The sequence below is a fragment of the Halobellus sp. Atlit-38R genome, from assembly GCF_003665925.1.
GTDB classification, from domain to species: Archaea; Halobacteriota; Halobacteria; order Halobacteriales; family Haloferacaceae; genus Haloquadratum; species Haloquadratum inordinatus.
In genome coordinates, this window is the sequence record NZ_QXIJ01000015.1 from 25,427 (window position 1) to 48,877 (window position 23,451).

At 56.0% G+C, this 23,451-nt stretch carries 7 protein-coding genes and 2 pseudogenes; 4 read left to right on the forward strand and 5 right to left on the reverse strand.

Annotated features, from left to right (window positions below; genetic code table 11):
* Positions 1-150: 150 nt before the first annotated feature.
* Entirely contained in the window at positions 151-10,803 is a 10,653-nt protein-coding gene (locus D3D02_RS15550) for an S-layer family protein (RefSeq protein ID WP_158599386.1), read from the reverse strand.
* A 1,353-nt stretch (positions 10,804-12,156) separates the two neighbouring features.
* On the opposite strand from D3D02_RS15550, the gene D3D02_RS15555 reads away from it, so the two are divergent.
* On the forward strand, positions 12,157-15,882 hold the full coding sequence (locus D3D02_RS15555) for a PQQ-binding-like beta-propeller repeat protein (protein ID WP_121570908.1): 3,726 nt from the start codon (positions 12,157-12,159) through the stop codon (positions 15,880-15,882).
* Between the two features lie 1,024 nt (positions 15,883-16,906).
* Here the strand turns inward: D3D02_RS15555 and D3D02_RS15560 are convergent.
* Both D3D02_RS15560 and D3D02_RS21645 read right to left on the reverse strand, forming a co-directional pair.
* A pseudogene (locus D3D02_RS15560) lies at positions 16,907-18,000 on the reverse strand (RNA-guided endonuclease InsQ/TnpB family protein); the annotation flags it as partial.
* Between the two features lie 544 nt (positions 18,001-18,544).
* Positions 18,545-18,729 (reverse strand): annotated as a pseudogene (locus D3D02_RS21645) (RNA-guided endonuclease TnpB family protein); the annotation flags it as partial.
* Positions 18,730-18,824: 95 nt separating this feature from the next.
* Here D3D02_RS21645 and D3D02_RS15570 point away from each other — a divergent pair.
* The 3 genes from D3D02_RS15570 (at position 18,825) to D3D02_RS15580 (ending at position 22,019) form a co-directional block, all read left to right on the forward strand.
* The gene (locus D3D02_RS15570; RefSeq protein ID WP_121570909.1) at positions 18,825-19,565 is read left to right on the forward strand and encodes an ABC transporter ATP-binding protein; all 741 of its coding nucleotides are present in this window, start codon (positions 18,825-18,827) and stop codon (positions 19,563-19,565) included.
* Positions 19,566-19,650: 85 nt separating this feature from the next.
* On the forward strand, positions 19,651-20,790 hold the full coding sequence (locus D3D02_RS15575) for an FtsX-like permease family protein (RefSeq protein ID WP_233560677.1): 1,140 nt from the start codon (positions 19,651-19,653) through the stop codon (positions 20,788-20,790).
* Complete coding sequence (locus tag D3D02_RS15580; RefSeq protein WP_121570911.1) at positions 20,790-22,019, forward strand: ABC transporter permease; 1,230 nt, start codon at positions 20,790-20,792, stop codon at positions 22,017-22,019. The genes D3D02_RS15575 and D3D02_RS15580 overlap by 1 nt, the downstream gene beginning before the upstream one ends.
* Positions 22,020-22,026: 7 nt before the next feature.
* Here the strand turns inward: D3D02_RS15580 and D3D02_RS15585 are convergent, their stop codons facing one another.
* Positions 22,027-22,944 carry a bZIP transcription factor gene (locus tag D3D02_RS15585; protein ID WP_199723124.1) on the reverse strand — a complete coding sequence of 306 codons (918 nt, stop codon included), beginning with the start codon at positions 22,942-22,944 and terminating at the stop codon, positions 22,027-22,029.
* Positions 22,941-23,441 carry a hypothetical protein gene (locus D3D02_RS15590; protein WP_147435631.1) on the reverse strand — a complete coding sequence of 167 codons (501 nt, stop codon included), beginning with the start codon at positions 23,439-23,441 and terminating at the stop codon, positions 22,941-22,943. The genes D3D02_RS15585 and D3D02_RS15590 overlap by 4 nt, the downstream gene beginning before the upstream one ends.
* Positions 23,442-23,451: the final 10 nt, after the last annotated feature.

A 23,451-nucleotide genomic window follows, 5' to 3' on the forward strand; every position in this document is an offset into this window, starting at 1 on the left:
ACCGAATTGGCGAAGGCTTCTAACTAGACATCCGAGATACCTCTCTCAGCACAGTCTTCACCAGAGTCACGCTGTACGTTCGGCTACCCGCATTCGTATTACATCGAGCAAAAAAATCGCTGCAAAAGTCGCGCGGCGGAAGGCTACTTACTACTCGAAGTCGAGCGACCGGTAGGCAGCGTAGCCGACCGCAGCAAGCACGAGCAGCAGCGCGATGATGAGCGGGAGCGAGAACCCACCCGGACCGTCACCGGGACTCTCTGTGCCCGGAGCGGTCGTTGTCGGCGAAGTCGTGGTGGGGGTATCGTCCGTCGTTGTTGTCGGCGGCGTCGTAGTCGTGGTTGTCTCTTCGCGAGTGGTCACAGCGAACGGCGAGAACCCAGACACCGGTGCAGTTAGCGTAACTTGGTCGCCAGACTGCGAGACGTCGGTGTCAAGCACTTCCCACGCACCGTCACTGTAGTGTTGGATCACCAGATCGTCAGCGGACACACCCAACTCGGTAAGCCGGGACTGGCCCACGGTGATCGTCACCGTCGCACTCTGTCCTGCTGTCGGATCTGGTGCTTCGATGTCAACACCAGTGACGTACTGTCCCGTGGGAGCCGGGATCTCGGCTGGCGCACTGGCCAGTTCTTGGACTGTCACCTGACCGGTGGTGTTCGGAACCGAGACCGAAACACCCGTTACGCCGGTCTCACCAGAGAGCTGAACGGTTGCTTGTCCAGCCTCATCGAGAGGCGCTGAAACCGGCTCAGGGGTGACTTTGCCAGGCGTTGTCGGGGCGGCTCCGCCGCCGCCACCGCCGCCACCGCCACCACCACCGCCACCAGTGGACTCAACTAAGAGATCACCGATGGATTGGCCGTTGACAGAGAGGCTGTATGTGTTAGCGGTTGTTCGGTTGATGGTGAACGTTTCCGTAACTGTTTCACTGCTTCCGACAGTCACGGTTTTTGTTGTTTCGTCGGTGCCATCAACGCTGAGCGTCAGGTCGATCTGTCCTCTGGCACCGCCAGTGTTCTCAACTGTCACCGAAACGGTGGCGTCTTCACCTGTGTCCACCGTAGTCGGATCAAGATCCGTCTTTGTGATCGCGATATTAGCCTGCTGGCTCGTACCGATCACGAACCGGGAGAAGCTCTGGGTTTCGGTCTGGTAGATGTAGTTGGTCTCTTCTTCACGAACCAGCGTCACATTGAGTGGCTCGTAGCTACCAGTTGTCTGGTTGTAGTGACCAAACGTGACTCGGTCGGGCGCAACGTCAGTCCCGAGTGCAGACTTGCTCACACGGAACTGCAGTGTACTGTTCTGCAGTTCACTCGCAGTGAGGTTCTGCTTGGTAACCGAGACGTACTGAAGCGGCTTGGTCTTGTCTGTGCCAACTGTCGTGTTTCCGAAGGCTGTCGCCTGCGTCTCGAAGAGGAATCCGAAGTCCGAATCGGTCGTGGTCGTCGGCTGTGCAGCGATCACCGACGCATTTCGACCAACGTTCCGTCTGAACGATGCTTCGGGCTGCTGTCCGGCATCGACGTTCGAGTACGTGAGGTTGACGCTGCCGTACTGCGCCCGGACAATTGTTCGAGTGTTCGAGAGGAACACTGCCTTACCCGGCTGCCGCGGATCGTTCGTAGTAATCACGAGCGATGCGAACTTCGCACCGGGACGATCGGGGGTGAGCCGGACCGTCAGCGAGGCCGATTCACCCGGTGAGAGCGTACGATCGGACGGGGCAGCGACGGTGTATTCACCGCTGGCTGGCCCTGCAACCGTGATCGTCTCCAGGTTGATGTCTGCAGACGCGCTGATGTCGTTGGTGATCGTCACCGAACGCGTCGACGTGTCACCGATTGACGTCGAACCGAACTGGACCGCATCAGGTCCAGTCAGTACGGGCGTCTTGGGGGTGCCACGGAGTGCGGTCCGAACAACGCGCTCGTCCGGGTCATTACTCTGGGCCACGATTGTGGCAGTCTGTGCGACTTCATCGGTTGCAGCCGTAACGTTCGCCGACGGCTCGAACGTCACGGTGACTTCTCGAGTCGTCTTTGCGGGAATCGTCACACTGGAGCGATCCAGCGAGAACTCATCGGGATTCGCACCAGCGAGTGCGAGACTGTTGACGTTGAGCTCTGCGTTTCCAGTGTTCCGGATCCGAAGTGTAGCGGTGTCAGTCTCTCCGATCCGCGTTTGATCGAAGGTGAGGCTTCCACGCTGGATCTGGATGTCTGGTTCAACGCCCGTCGCACCCAGCGTAGCTGTCAGCGTGCCCTGCTGTGCTGTCTCGACGACGAGTTGGGCAGAGACACTGCCAGTGACACTCGGTGAGGTCGTGACAGTGAAGCTCTCAGTCGTCTCGCCCGGAACCGTTCCGGTAGTAAGACCCGATACTGAGAATGCTGCTGGGTCAGCACCAGTGACCGAGACACTGGTGATGTCGAGTCCGGCAGCACCGGCGTTCTCGAGGGTAACTGTCGTCTCACTCGAGTTACCGACTTCGATGCTGCCGAAGTCGATCGTCGACGGCGACAGTGAGGCGTCGGCTTCAATGCCAGCGCCTGAGAGACCTGCGGTGTAGCTCGAAATGTAGGAGGCGTTCGCTGCCAGCTCGAACGTCCCAGTACTGTCTTGTGCCGCAGTCGGAGTGAATGCAACAGCGTACGTAGTCGTTTCACCGGGACTGAGTGAGACCGGCTGGCTCCCACTCACCACAGTGAATCCGTTGGATCCAGAGATCTGCGGCGTCTCTAAGACCAAGGTCGCATTACCGGTGTTCTCGACAACCACTGTACCTTGGGCGGAACTTCCGACACGGACCTGCCCAAAGTCACCGTTGAGTTCCTGGCTCACGTTCAGTTCGGGCGCAATGCCGTTGGCGCTCAGCGACACCGTCGGGCTGCCACCGTCAGTGTTGATCGTGAGAGTACCGTCACTCGCTCCAGTGCTGCTCGGCGTCGCAGCGACGCTGAGTTCTTCGGTTGCACCGGGCACGAGCACATTCTGATCAAGACCGTTTACCACAGTGAACTCATTGGACGCGTCGATCGAGGTCCCCTGGAGTTCGAGTGGTGCACCACCGTTGTTCGTGATGGTGATGGTCTGTGTCGCACTCTGCTCAGCCTGACGGACGTCACCGAAGCTGATGGATGTCGTGTCCACTGCAGCTTCGGGTGCTGTCCCGACACCGGTCAACTGAACCTGTGTCGTCCGCTCGTCGGGATCGTTCGTCACGATGTCCAGCGTAGCGGTCTGCCGACCAGATGCCGACGGATCGAACTCAACTGTGACGGTGAGTGTATCACCGCCACCGCCAGCAACCGTTTGAGCTGGCTGGTTCACCACAGAGAACGCATCTCCAGTTGCAGAGATACTGTCGATGTTGAGTGTCGTCGACGGTTGGCCGACGTTGCTGATGGTAACATTTCGGGTGACCGGGTCAGCACCAGTGTCGACGTATCCGAACCGCTGCTCGGTCGCATCAACTGCGATGTCCGGCGGTGTTGCCTCCCCAGCCAGCGAGACTGCGAAGGAGTTCGGGCCAGTCACTTCACCTCGTGCAGCGAAGGTGACCGTCGCCGCGTGCGTCCCTGTCGCAGTCGGATCATACTCAATTGCGACATTTGTGGACTCACCAGGCGCGAGCGGTTCGAGGGTGCTTGTCTCGACGGCGAACTGTCCTGCACCGTCACCACTCTTCGAGCTGACGCGGAGGTTCGTGAGGTTCTCCGTGCCGTCGTTGGTGAGGGTGATGATCTGTTGGACGTCTCCATCGCGACCGATCGTTCCGAAGTCAATCGCAGACTGGTTGCCGGTTAGGCGCGTTGCCTCACCTTCACCGGTCAGGTTGACCGTCACCGAGCTGTTGTTCGGGTCGTTCGTCTCAAGGGAGAGATCAGCGTTCGATGCCTGCGGCGTAGTCGGTGTGAACACCACAGAGACCGTCCGGCTCTCGCCCGCGGGCACAGTCACGTTACTTGTATCGCCCGTAATCGCGAAGGGCACGTTGCTCGGAAGTGCATCCTCCCGATCGACTTCGAGAGTTGCGTCGCCAGTGTTTTCGATTGTTATCGACTCAGTCGTCGAACCACCGACTGCGACGCGGCCGAAGTCAAGATCCTGACTGATCTGTGCTGTCGGCGTCAACCCGTTTGCCGTGAAGTTGAGTACCGGATCGCGGCTTGCATTGGTGTCAAGCGTAAGATCACCACTTTCACTCTCGGCGCTGGGTGTGACGGTGACCGTGAGGTATCGAGCCTCTCCAGGTTCGAGTGTGAACTGCGTGGTGGTGTCAACACTGAATGCGCTACCCGTAATCGACGGGTTCACCGTGATCGCCTGTGTCCCCGTACTTGCCACGTAGATTTGCGTGCTCTCTTCAGCGTTGACGCTGACGTCGCCGAAGTCGAAGTCAGTACCCGTCCCAGGGTTCGGTGAGACGGTGACTTCACCACCGAGACCAGTCCCAGTAGCACGAACCGTCACCGTGTTCTGGAATGGGTCGTTGGTCGTGAGCGTCAGCGGCGCGCCGTAATCGCGGGGCGCGCTCGGGTCGAAGGTGACCGTGATCGTCTTGGATTGTCCTGGATCAACGGTCAGGCTGCTTGTGTCTGCCTCGAAGCCTGCACCCATCGAACTGGGACTAACCGAGAGCGAACGGTCACCGGTGTTGTTGATCTGAACAGTCTTTGTTGCACTCGAGCCATCGACCGCAACCTCACCAAACTGGAGTGAGGTCGTGTTGATCTCGAACTGTGGTGCTTCGCCCGTACCAGAGAGGCCAACCATCCGGGTTGGTGTACTCGGCGTATCGGACTTGAACTGCAGCGTTGCGCTCGCAGAGTCGCGCTCCGTTGGCTCGAAGGCGACTGTCAGTGTCCGACTAGCGCCAGCCGGGATCGAGCTCGGGAGCGAAGACGTAATCTCGAACTGGTCGGCATCCGGTCCGACGACCTCAGCACTACTGAGGGCGACGCTCCGACCGCCAGTGTTCGTGATGGTGACATCCCGAGTTGCCGTCGCGGAGTTCGGTCGCGAGTCTGTCTCCACTGGCGAGGCTTGCACACCTCCGTAAGTGACTTGCTGTGTTACTGCCAGCGGGTCAGTCACTTCGACGTCAACGGAGTCACCGGCGAAGGCTGTTGTGTCGTTGGCAGCCTTCGACACTCTCGCCGTGTAGTTGCCGCTAACTCTGACTGACGTTGTGACCTGCCCATTCACAGCACTCACACTGGTGTCACCAATGCTGACTGTGGCATTGACAGGGTTCCCGTTCGAGTCAGCAACTTCAAATCGAACCGGAGTTCCGGCCGGGATAGCCGACCTGTTTGCGTTTAGCGACAGTTGCACAGTGGTGACGGCGACAGAGACCGTTTCAGTACGCAGATCGTTTACTGAAACAGTTCGTGTCCCGTTCGTCGTGAAGGTCTCCGTGAGTCGGACCGTATCACTGTTTCCAGCGTCAAGCGTCACCGACTCATTATCCACGATCGTCCCATCAACCGTGAGGTTAACGACCACTGTGTCGGTGATCCCGCCACGGTTTTTCACTGTCGCGTCGACAGCGAGCGTTTCGCGTGTCGTCAGAGCAGTTGAGGAGAGTTCGTAGTCCGTGACCGCTGCGGCGGACTCAACAGCGATTGTCTCGACTGTATCGCCGTTGATTGAGAGTGTCTCATCACTGGATTCGTTGAACTGTGTTGTCAGCGTGACTGTCGTATCTTCACCTGCTCCAAGTTCGACCTCGCTGCTATTCAGCTGGGTCGTGCTGTTGTTCAGGCGGATGGTCTTCGTACCGGTGAGTCCACCGTCGTTCAGGAGGTCGACCTCAACGGTCACTTCCTCGCCAGCGTAGATCGGAGCAGCCGTCGTGACATCCGTGTCAATGACGCGGATGTTGGCCGGCTGTCTGATCGTCACCGAGGTAGCATCCGAGCTGAATGTTGTCGTATCCGTGGAGGCTGCTTCAGCCTGGGCCGTGTAGCTTCCAGTTGCGGCGAACGTCGTGGTTGCATTGCCGTCACTGTCTGTGGTCAAGGTCTGGCTGCCAACCGAGACGCTTGCGCCATTCACAGGGTTATCATTGTCTTCGCGGGTGACTGTGAACGTCACTTGCTCGCCGGTTGCCGTCACGACGGGTGTCGCCGTGATGTTGAGATCGACGAGTTCGCGCGAGACAGTCACTGTCTGTGCATCGAGGTCCTCAACGCTCACCTCAACGGTTCCGGGTTCGTCAAGAGTGGGCGTGAATGTCGCGAAGGTCGTCGATTCCGAGCTGACGTCGACGTCCTGACTCAGGTTGGTGTCCCCGTAAGTGGCGTTCAGCGGGAAGGTATCCTGCGTCGTCCCTCGATTCCGAACTGTTGCGTTGATCTCGACCGTATCACCGACGTTGACGGCAGTCTCGTTGAGACTGAATCCGGTGACGACGGTCTGGGGTTCGATTTCCACCGCCCCCGCGCTAGTGTCTTCAACTGAGAGCGTCTTGGTGCCCGCGGTGCTGAAGTTCGTCGTTAGCGTTACGGTTGTGTTTGCTCCCCCAGCGAGACTATCGATAGTCGTACTGTTGAGGCTAGTGCCAGTCGAATCGGTGAGGTTGACTGTACGACTGCCTTCTCGGTCACCGGTGTTTTCGATGACTGCTTCCACAGTCACTGAATCGCCAGTGTACGCTTGTGCAACCTGCCGGTAGGCATCGGTCACAGTGAGCATCGCTGGCTCTTCAACATCGATCGTCACCGAATCGCCGTTGTACGACGTTCCGGCCTCGTCAGCCTTCGAGACGACAGCACGGTACTGATCGACGTCGTTGTCGGCTCCGATCGACGTTGTTGCGAGTCCATCGGATTCTGTCGTGGTTGTCTTCCCAGCAACGGAGATTGTTGCACCATCGATCGGTGCCCCGTTGCTATCAGTTACGTTGAACGTGATTGTCTCGCCTGCGAGGTACGTCTTATTGTCCCGCTCAACGCTCACCGAGAGATCGACGATGTCCTCAGAGACCGTAATGGTCCGGGCGTCAAGCCCTTCAACTGCAACCGTACCAGTCTCAGTGAATGTGATGTCCATCGAGACTGTTGCCGTACTCTCGGCAGCAATCTCTCCAGTCGCAAGAGCCGTCTTGTACTGGCTTCCGTTCTTGTAGAACGCCACATCAATGCCCTCGGAGTCTGCGTTTTCACCGCGGTTCTCGACAATGGCTGTGACATTCACTGCTTGACCGGACTTCACAGCGGTCGCATTCACGGTGAAGTCTGTCACGACCGATTGCTCATCGACAGTGACAGTACCTGCAGTCTGGTTATTAACTGCCAGAGTTCTGTCGCCCGTTGAATCGAACGTTTCAGTCAGTTCAATTGTCGTCGACCCACCGGCGCTCACGGTTACCTCTCGGCTGTCGAGGACGTCACCGCTGGTGTTGGTCAGGTTGACTGTGGTCGAACCGGAGACACCACCATTATTCGCAATGGTTGCCTCCACGGTAACAGTGTCACCCGCGTACGCCTGCGTGGTGCCGAGGAACGTGGCGACAACACTGAGATTTGCAGGTGCATTGACCGTCACCGAGACGCTATCCGAGTCGAATGCGGTCGTAGCATTCTGGGATTTGCTGGCCGTCGCAGTGTAAGTCCCTGCCGTGGAAGGGGTGTAATTTGCCTGGCCAGTACTGTTCGTCGTAAGCGTCTGGTCGTTGATGGAGATCGTCGCGTTCTCGACCGGTGTCGCCATCTCTCCATCAGTTCGCTCAACAGTGAACGTCACTGTCTCGTTGGCGACGAGCGAATTCGGCGTCGCAGTAATCTCAAGCGGGACGGTCTTACGTTCGACCGTCACCGTCTGGTTCGCCAATCCGTTCACGGAGAGGTCTTTCGAGCCAACCTCCTCGACGGCGGACGTGTCCCACGTCAGCGTCGTCGTGCGTGACTCTCCGGGGGAGAGATCAACGCTATTGGTGACTACCTCAACGCCATCGACCGTCAAATTCACAGCTACCGTTTCGTTCGTCGAGCCACGGTTATTCACCACAGCATCGACAGTGAGAGTCTGTCCGACAGTAATTGTGTCAGACGTGGGCGTGAAGCCTGTCGCGACTGCGGCTTCCTTGACCGTCACCGTTTCAGACTGCACGGTGTTGCCATCTTCAATGGAGACGGATGCAACCTTCTCACCGGTTGTACTGACAGTGGTCGTGAACGTGATGACAGAGGTATTTCCACCGCCAACAGTCACTTCTCGTTCCTCGACAACGGACCCGTTAAACGAGAAGGTCAGATTCTTCGTGCCTGCGACGCCGCCAGTGTTCTCAACGGCTGCTTCAACGGTGAGGGTATTCCCAGTGTAAGTCTCCGTTGAGACCGGCGTTACGTCAGCCACACTGAGGTTCGCCGGTGCGTTGACTGTAACTGGCGTCTGGGCCGATCCGTAGGCGACCGTGTCAGTTGACTCTTTGTCTGCAGTGGCCGTGAATTCTCCGGACGTGTTAAGAGTCAGTGTGACAGTACCATCAGGGCCAGTCGTTCCAGTTTTGATTGTCTCCGCGGTCGTTCCGACAGAAATCGTCGCGTTCGAGACCGACTCGCTGTCATTCTCCCGCGTGACTGTGAAGGTGATATCTTCGCCCGTGCCAATGACTCCATCCGTGGGGTCAGAGGTCACGTTCAGCTGTACCTGTTTTCGTGCGACATCAACCGTTGCTGGAATAATGCCACTGTTCGGCTGAGCAGTGATGTCGAATGACCCACTGCTCTCAAAGGTACGTGTGAAACTCAGCGTTGTGTTCTCACCAGGTGCAAGCGTCACACTCGGCTTTGTCTCAGTATCGACGCCATCGACAACGAGGGTGATCGGAGCACTGTCCTCTACTGTGCCACGGTTCTCGACCGTGACAGTCACACCAACCGCGTCACCGATCGCTGATGACGTCTTGTTCACGGTGACATCAGTTGCAACAACTGCTGGATCGACCGACACCGTCCCAGCAGTGATCTCACCGACGGAGATCGTCTTCGATCCCGGTGTGTTGAACGCGACCGAGACAGGGACAGTCCGAGAGTCTCCTCCGGAAACAGTCACTGTTTCATTTACTGTGGTCCCATCGTCAGCACTCACTTGGATCGTTTTTGACCCGGCTAAGTCGCCGGTATTCTCGAGTGTGACATTAACTAGGACCGACTCGTTGGTGTACGCTCTGTCAACGTCCACCGACGCGTCTGTGACCGTGATGTTTGTGGGTGTAGGCTCTTCGATGGTTACCGTGTCCTTCGTGGCGGCAAGCTCGGTCCCCTCTTCATTCATCGCGAAGTGAACCAGCCGATACTCACCAGGCTGCCAGTCAGGCAGGGTTTCGACAACCACGGAATTATCAGCATCAGCTTCGACAACAGTCACCGAAGCGTTCCACGTTGCTTCGGGATCGACTGGCTCCGATGGGACATCCATCCCGGTCTCGTCGCCGAAGAAGGTGAAGACTTCACCAAATGCAAAGGGCCCATCACTGCGAGTCGAAGGAATCTCGACCCCACTCAACGTAGCGTCGTTTCGGACAGTCCAAATCCCATTGACTGTTCCAATCGTGTGCTCAACGGAGACATTGTCTGAGACACTTTCAATCGGCCGTTCTACGTTAACGGTGAACTCTTGCTCGTCGAGTTTGCTTTCGTTGTACAGCGCGACGATATGGGTGACGTTCTCTTCTTTCTCAGTCTGAATGATCGAGCTTGTATTCGCTGAGACAGTGACGTTGGTGCCGGCCGCAGACGTGGACGCAGTCGAGATAGTTGACTGTGCGTCTTGGACCATCACTGGATCGACGCCGAGTACCGTCGTCTGTCCATCAACCGAAATGTTTCCTGCGTCATCGACAGCAAGACTGCCACTTTCGTTACTCGCGACTAGGAGCACGTACTGACCCGGCTGGTCAGGGGTGAAACGGAACGCTGCATCTCCATCCGAATCTAGTTGAGTCGAAGTAACGTGTTGGAATGTTGCATTAGTGTTGGCGTTCTCACCTGAAAGCAGGTCTTGAAGATCTTCGGTAGAATCTACCTGCGAGAGCATCGGCGATCCACCCGTTTCCAAGCGCGCGGCGACAACTGTGACATCCAACTGGTTATCGGTGTAACCCAGCTGTGTATCCGCGACTGCTCGCGCATCGTCAAAGCTGACCGGGATTTCCGTTCCAGTTGTGTAGATCCCGACCGGATCTTTGTTCAGGTCTTTAACACCTAAATCTCCAGGGCTGGCAAACCATTTGGCGTTATTAATCGTTAGATCAGCCGCGCCCGTATCCGTTCGCAGTGGGAAGATCGACCGCTCCCACACCTCGACGTCCTCTGTTTCCGTCAGAATCTGGTCTTCCGGTGGGTGCCACACGTCGAGTTCGAAGGTGTTGGTCGTACTGGTTGCGACGTGCCCTTGTGAATCGGTTGCGGTAACCACTACTTCGTAGGTTCCGTCGTTAGGCGCATTCTCGCGCTCTGCGGTGACCGTCGCATCGTAGGTCCCATCGCCGTCTTCGTCGGTCAACTCGAGTGCCCCCGCACCGCGCACTGCGACGGTGGCAGTGACCGATTTGAGATCGGAGTCAGACACGTCGGCACTCACAGTGACGTTTTCGCCGTCTTTGACGATCCCATCACCGTCTTCGTCTTCTACCATCGCATTTGTGATCGATGGCTTCTCGGAATCTACCGAAAGTGACCCCCCGTTGACGCCCGTAACTTGGTAGTTCGTGCCGGTCTCGTTGCCAATCGCTGAGACATTGAGCTGGAGGCCAGTCTGTCCGGCCTGCTCAGCGCTGACAGTCACTTCGGCGAATGTGACTGGTCCTGAATCAGTCGTGTTGGCACCAAATGCATCGAAATAGACGGAGCTACCGTCCAGTGAGATGTTTGTTGTTGTTGTGCCATTGGGATCGCCAAGAAGTGAAACAGAAGTGATGTTGGCAACAGTGCCGTTTGTGAGAGCCGCGCTCACATTGTAAGCGCCAACACCTCCTGTTGTATTCTCAACGACTAGTTCATACGTGGTCGTTTCGCCCACCTGTACCTCCTCGGTAGCGGGTTCAACGCTGATCTCGGTCGCCATATCGGTGTTCGCAGCGACCGCGCCTGACATAGACACAGTAGCTGTTACTGTCGATACAACGACGAGAAGCGCCAAGAACACACTCCGCGCTTTCTTTCGTCTTGATTCGCTCATATGCTCACTCCGATCTTGGGCTTCAATTGTACAACAACTCAGTTAGGATCCATTTTAGGAGTCGCCCTCTTAGACTTTATTATATGATATTTGAGTAGTACGACATCTCTACCGTCTGCGAAAATTTGCTCTAGCGAATTAGTTACATCCTAATCCAGATAGAGAAACACATCATCTGCCCGTATATTGGATTTTTTCGGCAGTAATTGCCGTACTGTTAATGACTTCATCGACGTAGCTTGTCGAGCGAGTCTCCTTTCTGGAAACTCCTAATGAACACAACCTGCGTACGGGTTAATTGCTCATTACTCTGTGACAACATTTTAGTTAACGTATGAAAGCACCATCTATAGGTGATGCCAGATGTCGATTCACAAACAGGGATCCCTAATTCACTAGAGGGTTGTATCCTCATTCGAGTCGGGGGCTCGATAAGATATACTCGCCAACAGAGAGGTACGCGTGCCCGTAGCTCTCCAACCGATGGCGTGTATAACGGAGCGTGCTCACAAATCACTGCATCGGCTGTGAACAGCGATCGCAGTTGGCACCATTCCGATTATCGCTGCTACTGGCTGTTTGAGCACACTCCTCCGCGTTCGGTGAATCGTCATCGACACCTGCGGAGGGTACGCTGATGGTTGCTAGGAAGACACCCCCCGCTTCAGCAGGTCCCACGAAGATACAGCAGTTAGACACTGTACCCTTCTGGCTAACCCAACTCGATCCAGTCCGTCCATTTTCATCCAAGACTGGAGTTCAGTTCCACGACGGAGTCGTCCGCTCCCTGATTGCGCCCTACCAAAGTTGGATGCTGCCCAACATATCCAGCCCGAGTACTGTTTTTCGTTCAATCACACGCGCGGTGCACGTTGGTTCATACCAACGTACTGTACGCGCCCCGTATCGAAACCGGACCTACGTCCGACACCCTCCGATCGGAGTTACTAGTCGTTACCAATGACACGCAAACACATCCATCCATCCTTGAAGTCGAATCGGAGTGAAGTACTCAGGAAACTACTCGCAGTGGTCTTCACCGTACTGATGATCGGGTCGGCTGCAGCCCCGGCGGTTGCTGTTTCGTCTCTCGACGGATCCGCCGATTTAGATCCAGCCGGTGCAGATACACTCGAAGCGATCGGGTCAAGCGGAGATTTTGCAGAGACAACCACGCAATCCAGCGAGATTGAATACTCGAATTTCACTACATCGCAGGATACCGTGTACTTCGGTACCAGTGTCCGGTTCTCCGCTACAGTGACAAATAATGGCAGTTCTCAGCAAGACGTTTCCGTTCCGTTTAGACGGAATGACGAGGTTGTCGAAATCCGACCGATTACGCTGAATGCAAGTGAAACCACGAGGATTTCATTTTCGCTATTTTCTACGCCGGGGACCGACGAATATAGCATCGGTACGGCCGGCCCGGAAAGTGTGACCATCCGCCCTGCGTGGTATCAGTTCCAAAATGACCCTGGTCGACTGGGTACGCTCCCAGGCACTAGTGCACCTACTAGTCCCATTGTCGAAGAGTGGAATGCGAGTCTCAATGGAGGCAGTGCGGAATCTTTCGACTCCTCACCCGCGGTTGTCAATGGGACGGTATATGTTGGCAGCCCAGGTGGGTCAGTCATCGCCTACAACCAATCCACCGGTGACGAAATCTGGAGTTATCCCACATCCAGTCCAGTCCACGCCTCTCCCTCGGTCTCGAATGGAACGGTATACATCGGCAGTGATGACGGAACATTGTATGCAATTGATACAACAAGCGGGGCTGAGCAGTGGAGTACTTCACTCACAGGAGAGATCTCCGCGTCTGCTGAAGCAGGAGTTGCATCTGACCTGATTGTCGGAACGGAAAATGGTACGGTCTACAGAGTGGACAACCAAGGGAATGTTGTGTGGAGGTTCCAAGCTGGTGATGCAATTCGCTCCTCGGTAGCCTCTGGTGTTGGGTCGGTCTTCATCAGCAGTGATGACGGCAACGTGTATGCACTGGACCCCCAGACAGGCACCGAGAAGTGGAATTTCTCAGTCAGCACTGGCTCAGAAGTTGAAGCCACTCCCACAGTAGATCAAGGAGACAGGACACTGTATGTGGGGTCTGTCTCCTACGAAGAGACGTCCGATGGGACTGCAACTTCAAGTGGGACTCTCTACGCAGTTAACACAACGAACGGAGCTGAGCGCTGGAGCACGTCTATAGGAGCACCAATTACATCTTCGGCGGCCTTGGTGCCGGGAATGGATCGCCTGTACGTTAGTGCGGGGTCTGCATCTGGTACGATGTACGGCTTCAACGCCACGACCGGCGCACAAATCTGGGCTACCGCAACGAAGAGCGAAATTGAGTCTGCACCAATCACTGCCCCACCAGGTGTCGTTATTGCGGGAACTGCGGCCGGAAACGTCACCGCGTTCAATATGACGAGCGGAGACGTCCGCTGGACGTACACAACTGGAGGTGCGGTTGAATCCACGCCAGCCCTCCTTGACGAAACGGTCTATGTCGGGAGTAACGATGGCCAACTGTACGCACTTGGAGGGTCGGATGACACTACAGATTCAGGCGGTGGCGGTGATAGTGGCAGTGGCGAGCTTGTAGATGGTCCCGGTGCGCCAAACATTACCGAGTTTGAGGTAGAAGTCGAGGGGACTCGAACAGTCGAAGTCTCATTCGACTCCAATGAGACACTGAAGAACCTCTCCGTTCGGATTACGGACCCCTCGACTGGAAACACGGTCGATACGCTGACCGAAGCGGAGTTCGATAGCTATGACAGCTCGTATTTCAACGAAAGAACGTTCGACCAGCCAGGCACGTACCGCTATGAACTCATCAATGCGAGCGATGCCGATGGTAACAATGGCGCCAGCGGACAAAACGCGACAGTAACGCTCGTCACCAAGTCTGTTGACATCAGTCACGTCTCCGGCCCAAAAATAACTGATACAGAGAACCTCTCCGCGAATGTCTATCTGACCCGAGGGTCTGGCGGACTCTTGCAGGTTCAACTTCGAGATGAGAGCGATGAGTACGCAGACATAGCAAACCGAAGCAACCTCTCGGAGCTCGGCATTACAGCAAACACGACGCTTAGAATCAATGTCTCGGTGAAAAACTGGACGCCACAGCTGCTCCTTGGTGCCGGGCAAAATACGACGTGGGAAACCACCGCTGTTGGGTCGAACACGACGAATATCACAATCTACACCCAGCCGGCGAATGTCCAGTACAACGAAAGCCAACTCGAGGGCTCAGACAAACCGTGGTCTGAGACCGACACAGCAGACTTCGGATCGAACGTCACAGTCGATATGGCCATCAGTGACCTAGGGTACCTCAGCGAGACCAAGCGCTCTCAGCTCTCTGGGGCGTCGCTGATGACTGATGCCCAAGAATTTGGGACGCCTCAGTATAATCCCACAGCTGAGACACTCGGTCTGTATGTGGCTGCACCGGGGACCAACGTCAATGGGAATCCAAACCAGGGATTCTTTGATGCGGTATTGCCGTGGGCACTGCTGGACACGTGGAATGTCAGTGACCCGTCCGAGCTTAATGTCACTGCGATCGGGGAAACTGCTGAGCCCGCCACTACCGCGACAACAAACAAAGGCATCCGGATTAACGTCCCAATTGGGTACTCAGCTGGACAGGTTACTGTCTCGCCTGAGAGTTCGAGTACAACAGATACGACTCCTCCGTTGATTACTGATGCCCAGGTCGTTGACCTAACCGACGGTAACGGTAACGTATCCGATGGAGATACCGTGCAGTTGGCAGTCAACGCCTCTGATAATGGCACTGGTGTCGCGGGCGTTACGGCAAATGCGTCGGCGTTCGGTGCCGGTTCTGTCTCGCTCACTGATTCAGATGGTGACGGTCGGTACAACGCGACGTTCACTGTCGATAGCACGAACGCTGCCTCGCCCGGGCAGTATGCAATCTCAATCACCGCCGAAGATGGCGCTGGAAATCGGAACGAGACGACAACGGATAGGTTGACACTCTATGAGCTGTCAACAGCCGTTTCAATTGTTCCGACGAGCGATATTGGGAACACTGCAACTCCCCACACCGTTGTTGAGGAGACGACCACCGTCGATATCCGCGTCCAGAATGCGACTGGTGGAGTTGGAGAGTGGTCACTCACTGTCAATCAGATCGGAACCGGCACAGATGTCGTTAACATCACTGACGCTACGGTCCACGGTACTCCAAGCGATCAGAACGTCGCAATCGCCGCCGACAACAACTCAATCACGATTGATGCTGGTGGCGCAGACACGAACAACACTGGAGCAGTCACTCTTGCAACGGTGACCCTCAAAGGTGAGCACGTTGGTCGGGCGATGCTCGAACTCAACGTGACTTCACTCCGGACTGAGTCAGGGAGCAACTACAGCATCACCAGCACAGAGAACAGCCAGCTTGTTGTTACGCCGCCGAAGGTCAACGCAGATTACAGCGGCCCACCGAACGATCTCAACGGAGACGGGAAGTTCGAGGACGTCAATGGAGATGGCCAGTTTAACATCATCGACGTGCAGGCACTCTACGCCAGTCGGTCGAAAGCGGTTGTGAAAGAATATGCTGCTGCATTCGACCATAATAACCAAAGTGGCGTGGATATCGTCGACGTGCAGCGACTCTACTACGAACAGAAGCAAAACTAACAACTTCGAGACACTCACAGCCCTCACTCCGTGAACTCCCTCACCCCGCTCTCTAATGGACGCCGCCTGGTATACCTCATACTGGTTACTCTGACAGTTGCTGGGATGCTCACCGCGCCTGTAAGCGCTGCTGGAAGCACCGCGGTTGAACTCACACCTGCAGATAGTGACGTCGATGTTGGCAACACAACGACTTTCGATGTCGTCGTTGCTTCGGCTGACGGTGGCGTTGGCGCATACGAACTCGTTATTGACGTCGCTGAAGCCGACACCGCACGCATCACTGAGGTGCACCGGCTCGGAGATCCTGGCGTCGGCTCCTCCAATATCTCTGGAGACGGCAGTTCAGCTGCTGTTGAGTCCGCGCTGATGGATACTACAGAGACTGGCAGTGTCACTATCGCGCGCGTTACAATCGAAGGGACTGTTGATGGCTCCACAGCGATCCACCTTCAGGTAGATGCGCTTGGTGATGAGGCCGGCAGTAGTTATACGGTGACAGCTAGCTCAGGGTCAACACTAACTGTCGGTGCTGGTGAAGACACACCAGCGGACAGTTCCTCAGGATCTTCTGGTTCGTCAGGGTCGTCGGATGGATCGGCGTCAACAGACCCACCTGATTCGACTACGACAGTCTCATCCGCAGAGACCAGCACGGCCACGGTTGGGACCTCCCTCACGTCCTCTACTACCGCTCAGTCCGACGAGGAGCAGCCGGCCACTGTGACACCGGCTGTGACCGACGCAGGCAATGCGACCAATTCAGCTACTTCACACTCCGACACAACAGGTGCAACTACTGGACAAAGCTCACCGCCAGCACAGACCGATTCATCGGTACCTGGGTTTGGGCCGCTCACTACTCTTGCAGTGTTGGCCGCTACGCTGATGGGTCTCTGGGTCCGATATTCGCCGTCTTGAGACAGTCGGCTCTGCTACGGATGAGCTAGGCGAGTGCTCTGGGGGCGGACAGAAATCTTTGATTTCCGTGATGACGGGAAGCTCTGATACTCGAACCACGTGAACCGCGAGAAAGGATGTTCCACGCCGCATTCGCGTCTCTGTCTGCCTCGAACCCGCAGGCAGGACAGGAATGTTCACGGACCCATAGCGGCTTGTCCGTCTTGACACCGCAGGACGCGCACTCCTTGGTCGTCCCTCTCGGGTTGACCGCGACGAAGTGTGTCCCCTCGCGCTCGCACTTGTATTCGAGCAACGAGAGGAACGTCCGCCACGCGGCGGAGGCGGTGTTGCGGCTATTCGACAGCGACTCTATCATCTCCTTCACGTTCAGGTCTTCGACTGCCACGAGGTCGTACTCCCGAGCGTAGTAGTTCGAGAGTTTGTGCAAGAAGTCACGGCGCTTCCGTCGGAGGTCGGCGTGACACTCCGCAACGCGCCGTCGTTGCTTCTCGTATCGCAGAACCGTGTTGCTTCCGCGAGAGGGACCGCTGTTCGTGTTCCAGTCGCTCCCGCTCGGCGGAGAGGTCAAGCGACCCGACCGCCGTGCCGTCGGTGTCGTGGGCGTACGTGAGAATCTCCACGTCGATACCAACACACTTCTCGGTTCTCGGGCGGTTCGGACGGTTCGTGGTCCATTTCGACGCCGAAGGTAGCGAACCACTCGCCCGTCGGTTCCTTCTTGACTGTGACCTGCTTGAGTTTCGCGTCGTCGGGGATGGCGCGGTGAAGCCGAATCGGTACGTCTGCGAGTTTCGAGAGTGACAGTACAGTCTGACCGCCCTTCTTGTCGAGCTTGAAGCCAGACTGACTGTACGTGAAACTGCGGAACTCCCGTGGTGGCTTCCACTTGAGTTGGCCGACGCCGTAGCCGTTCTCCTTGAGCTTGGAGAGGCCTTTGAGGTTGTCGAACAGGCGTTCGACGACGGTTTGGAGAACCTTCGAGTACACGTCGGAGAGGTCGTCCCACCACTTCTTGAGGTCGGGCAGTTCCGACCGAAGCGTGGTCATAGACGGCAGTTCGCCGTGTTCGTCTTGGTACTCGTTGAAGCGGTAGAGCGTGTGGTTGTACAGTTGCCTACAAATGTCTCGGTGGCGGTCCAACTCCTCGCGGTGGGGGTCGGACGGCTTGAGACGGTACTTGTAGGCGTAGTATATCCTATTCGCGTTCCTCGATTAGCTCGTCCAGTTTCTCACGGACGAACGAGGAGAGATTGAGGTGTTGGTCCTCAATCCACTCGTCTTGGTCCTCACGGATGGTGATTGTCTTCCGTTTCACTGTAATGCACGGTATGCGCGTCACACGCATAATAACTACAGTAGACATAGGCCTGTGAGTCTGCAACAGAACAGTGTATGGAAACGATGACGGCGCTGTATCCCCGCCCTACTGTGCTACTCGGGCTTCGCTCTGGTTGCTCGTTGCGGACGAGGGCTTAGGGCCTTTATCCAGCTAAGTTAGGATAGTGTTATTTATTGTGATGACGGCAGTTAGAAATGAATGGTACAGGGGGGAGGAGAGGGTGCCTCTGACCTTGCACTTTCCTCCCCTGTGTGCCGATTCCGCAATCGGCACTGTGGACTATGCTTCCGAGGGATTTGAGTGCTTTGCGATTGCGCCACTGATTACTTGACCTCCTTCTCCGCGTGAACACGGCATCTCGCCACGGGATTTCAGACCGAGCGAAGCGGCCTGTTGGTTTCAAGACGCATACGGTCCACGCGTCACTTCCTGGGTGTCAGCATCCGCGTGGCTGTCTTGTGGCCCGATCAAGGGGGCCCCATCCGTAGCCGAGTCATCGTCACCGGCCTTTTCTCCGAAGTTCCGGTTGCTTTGGCGGTGACTCTCTCCACTATGGTACGGTCTGCAATATTCATGAGCCCTGACTAGTCAAGCGGATACGGATCTATCGAGTAAGAAGTCGATATAGCGTTCGTCGTCTGGATACAATTAAGTACGAGACACCTAACAAATCAGCTATATGGCTGATGCCGCCTCAATTACCTCCTCCAAAAGTACGGCACCACCAGTGGTGTCGTGTCAGAAAGTGACACGCCAATATACGCGTGGCAGTGACTCCGTATTCTCCAGACAGAGCCAACCAACCGTCACAGCTCTTGATTCGGTTTCCGTTGATATTCATCCAGGGGAATTCGTTGGAATTGCAGGCCCAAGTGGGAGTGGGAAATCCACACTGCTGCATTTACTTGCCGGGCTCGATACCCCTACAACAGGACAAATCACGCTTTCCGGAACAGATACGACTGGACTTTCAGAGCAGCGGCGAGCACAGCTCCGGTTGGACCACGTCGGGATTGTCTTCCAACATTTCTATCTGCTTCCTTCGATCTCAGCACGGGCGAATGTTGCTCTGCCGCTCGTCGAACACGGTGTTGGAAAGCGGACCCGTCGGAAACAAGCCACAGCGCTCCTCGAACAGGTTGGCCTTGCCGATCGGATCGGGCACAAGCCTGGGGAATTGAGTGGTGGCGAGCAACAACGGGTAGCAATTGCACGCGCGCTCGTCACAGATCCAGACGTGGTCATCGCAGATGAGCCAACAGGTGAACTCGACACGGCGACTGGTGAGCAGATTATTGCGGTCCTCAGCGAGAGTGCTGATGATCGGGCTGTAATCGTTGCCTCACACGATGAGCAGGTGTTAGAACAGACTGACCGCGTCATTCGACTCCGCGACGGACAGGTTGTCCACGATGGGTAGGTGGCACCGCTACACTGGACTGGTACGATTAGCTATCGGCCGTATTAGTGGCCGGTTCGCCCGCGGCGAAGGGAAACAGCTGGCAGTGAGTATCTTCGGCGTCGCGATCGCGATTATGGTGATGGTCACTGTGGGTGGCGTTGCAATCGGCCTCGCATCACAATCTGCAATTCAAGGCGAAGACGTGGACTACTGGGTCGTTCCTGAGGACCGGACGGCAACCTCGATCGCTGTCTCTGTTGAAGGGACACAGCTCGGCGGGACCCACGATGTCGCAGCCCAACTCAACCAAAACCCCCAAGTCTCATACGCCACCCCAGTCTTGCTTCGAGTCATACAGGTACGTGCACCAGCGTCGAACACCTCGGAGTACGTCCTTGCTGCTGGTGTTATTCCGAATGGGGCAGATCGTGACATTCTAGGCGTCTCGACAGCGTCACTGACGCCAGGAGATCCATACTACGCGAACGGCACCTACAGCGGCGAGTGGACAGGTGAGGTTGTGGCGAGCGATGCTGCTGCTGACCTCCTCGCTCTTGATACTGAAGATTCGGTCACCCTCCCGAGAAAGAAATTCAATCGCTCTCTGCGTGTGGTAAATGTCTCTACAGGGAGTTATTCGACGGGTACTGGGCCATTGCCGATTGTTATACTCCACCAGAGTGAACTCCAGGCAATTACAGGGGCCACGAGTGGGGACCCAGCAGATCAAATCCTCGTCAGTACGACTAACTCTGGAGTCAAATCCCAGATTGAAGAACTCTATCCCCAAACAACAGTGGTTACTAAGAGTGGCTTTGCCGGTCAAAGCGTCTCGACATCGAGCCTGCCCGTTGCGATAGCGGTTACTGCGCTGTTGACCGCTGTTGTTGTTGGGACGCTCTTCGTTGCGACGATGATGGGCCTAGAACTGCACGCTGATCGAAAGCGTCTCGCTGTATTAACAGCAGTTGGATATCAAACGAGTTCGAGAGCGTTGCTCGTCGTTGCTGAAACGTTTGTTCTCACTCTTCTTGGAACCGGGGCAGGGATCCTGCTTGGGATCGGTGGAATTAGCGTGACGAACCAGCTTGCAGCGCGGTATCTCGGCGTGCAGTCAGTTGCTACCTTCGACCCAAGACTGCTCCTTGCTGCCGGCGTCGTCGCCCTGGTCATCGCAGCGGCTGCGTCGATCTATCCAGTCTGGCTCACTCGTCGGGCTGATGTGTTGGAGGTGCTTGGCTGATGTGGCTACTCTCGAAACTTCGGGCCGTTATCGGAATCGCCATCCAACAGCTGCGCCACGACAGAGGCCGCACGATACTCGCTGTACTCGGGATTTGCCTGGCGGTGTTGTCAATGACGCTGCTTGGAAGCGTTGGCCTTGGTGTTGTCGAGACCGGTCAGGAGAAGTTTGATGCCTCCGGTCGTGACCTCTGGATCACTGGTGGTGCAGTTCAGCTGGCGCCCGGAGCTGGTGGCGGCTTTGAGAACACGCTGTATGATGCACACAACGTTTCATCTGAGGTTGAACAACGAGATGCCGTACAAACAGCGGTCCCGATGGCTTTCCAAACCGTGTATGTCTCCCCCAATGGGTCTGATTTTGACACACTCATTGGAACTGGAGCGCCAGCTCGTGGGGGCTCTGTCCAAATAACGCGCGGAAATGGCTTCTCATCGCGGGATATCCATTACGCGGACGGAACGTACAACGGCACGATGACGCACGAAGTCGTCATTTCTCCGCAGACTGCGGAATTGTATAATGTCGGTGTTAACGATACACTCTATATTGGTGGCACAATCGGAAATGCCCGCAATAACGAATTCCGCGTCGTTGGGATTTCGCCCACCTTCTCGCAGTTCCTTGGCACGCCAACCGTTATTGTTCATTTGAGCGAGCTGCAAGAGATTACAGGCACTACGGCGAACGACAAGGCGACAATGATCACCATCGACGTACAGGATAGTGCGTCAATTGCTGCTGTGGAATCTGATATCCAATCGGCCTACCCAGAGTATCAGGTCCGCACGAACCGTGAGCAGCTCCAAGCTACGCTTGAGCGGCAAGCAGTGCTCCTTGCGGCTGGTGGCAGTCTTGTTATTCTTGCTGCGATTGCAGGGATCGCGCTGACGACGAACTTACTGCTCTCATTAGTCTACCAGCAGCGACGGACTCTCGCTGCTTTGCGCGCACAGGGCGCAGCTGCATCGACACTTGTCGGTGTCGTCGGAACGCAAGCATTGCTCCTCGGAGTTGGTGGTGGAGTGCTCGGTGCTGTTCTGACTGTCCCTGCAATCCGTGTGTTAAATATCGTTGCTGAAGCGGTCGTTGGATTCGAGAATGTCGTCAGTATTCAGCCGTGGATCCTTCTGGGAGGTATTGTCATCGCTCTCCTCATCGGGATTATTGGTGCCCTCACTGCAGGCTGGCGTGTGTCGCGTCTCTCACCGCTTGAACAACTTTCCTGAGAACGCGTTACAGGCGTTTTTCTTTGGACTCAGATCCTAGATCGATATCTAGATCCCACAGACACGTGACGGTAAAGGTGCCAGGATCATTGGAGGCTGTTGTTTCAACTCGCACTGGAGTGTCTAATCCGACTGCGACCCCAACGGCAAGGAACGACGCAATCGGGTTGTCGAATTGTGAGCCATCATACGCACTTCCAGTCACTTCGATCGAAGCCCGGCCGTCCTTAATGACCACATCGGCTTCCGTCGAATCTGCAAGCTCAAACCCATCTCGTACTGCCGTCGTTAGCTGTGACACCAATTCTGCTGGCTGATCTGCAAGCGGCCCGGTACGCATCTGCTCAAACTCACGGAATAACCGACCACCAGTTGGCTCAAAGGCGACACCGCGTTCGTGAGGTGTTTCAGTAACTACAAGCAGTGACGATAGCGCCTCCACATCTGGAAGCTGATGTTCTGTGTGCTGTGGGACGAATAGCTTCGCTGGTATTCGTTCTCCCGTCGGAACATACACACGTGTGTCTGTGAGGCCGAGCTGTCCACTAAGCGCTGCTTCGTTGCTTGCAAGTGCAGCAGATATGCGTGCACTGACATCCGAACTGATGAACTGTTCAGGAGTTAGATAATAGGTGAGCACGGCTCCGAATATGCCGATGGCGCCAAGTGTGAGTAGGATTTGCTGTGCCGAGGGAAATACGAACGCGATAAGAGCGGCAACAATACCACTCCCAGCAAGTCCAAGTGCTGTACGTTGATATTGTGTTTGCCGTGCTCGTTGGTACTCTTGCCGCAGACGGTGGTTCTCTTCTTCAAGCAGTTCAATCCGTGCTTGAAGTTCCGCACGCAGTTCTCGATCATCAACGCCCTCCGTGTGGCTGCCCTCCGTACTTGTGTGTCCTGCAGGCTCTTGTTGCTGGCTCATCTGTGCACCTCTGTTCTGGAATCAGTAACAAGCCCCAGCGTCACTTGCTCGTAGCGGTGCAGCACATAGGTGATGGAGAGAACAGTGATCATAAACACTGCCGCGATGATCACGTTACTCTCAAGCCAAATGTACAGTCCAGCAACTACACTCAAGAGCCCGCCGAAGAGAGCTATGAGCCCAATTGGGAGCCACTCCTGACTTTGTACGGTATTCGTCTGGAGAGCTGCAACAAGGAGTGGAATGAGGCCAGCCTCAGCCACGCCCAGTTGAACAACCGAAAGCTCAGGAAGTACGCCTATCCACAGGAAGTGAGCAAGGGCAAACGTTACGAGTCGAGTTGATGCATACCGAAGTATCAATAACGCTACGCCCGCCAGAATCCCACTTCCCCCTGCAAACAGCGCGAATGCGACACTACTCAGGAGTATTGAAGCACCATCAAGCCACGTCACCTGCTGTCTGGGTGTCACAGAAAAGTCGGAGAGAGCAGACATACTGTACCCG

Excerpts from the sequence above, each read along its gene's own strand:
- D3D02_RS15585 (WP_199723124.1), bottom strand. The coding sequence starts at position 22,944 with ATGAGCCAGCAACAAGAGCCTGCAGGACACACAAGTACGGAGGGCAGC.
- D3D02_RS15570 (WP_121570909.1), top strand. The coding sequence starts at position 18,825 with ATGGCTGATGCCGCCTCAATTACCTCCTCCAAAAGTACGGCACCACCA.
- D3D02_RS15590 (WP_147435631.1), bottom strand. The coding sequence starts at position 23,441 with ATGTCTGCTCTCTCCGACTTTTCTGTGACACCCAGACAGCAGGTGACG.
- D3D02_RS15555 (WP_121570908.1), top strand. The coding sequence starts at position 12,157 with ATGACACGCAAACACATCCATCCATCCTTGAAGTCGAATCGGAGTGAA.
- D3D02_RS15580 (WP_121570911.1), top strand. The coding sequence starts at position 20,790 with ATGTGGCTACTCTCGAAACTTCGGGCCGTTATCGGAATCGCCATCCAA.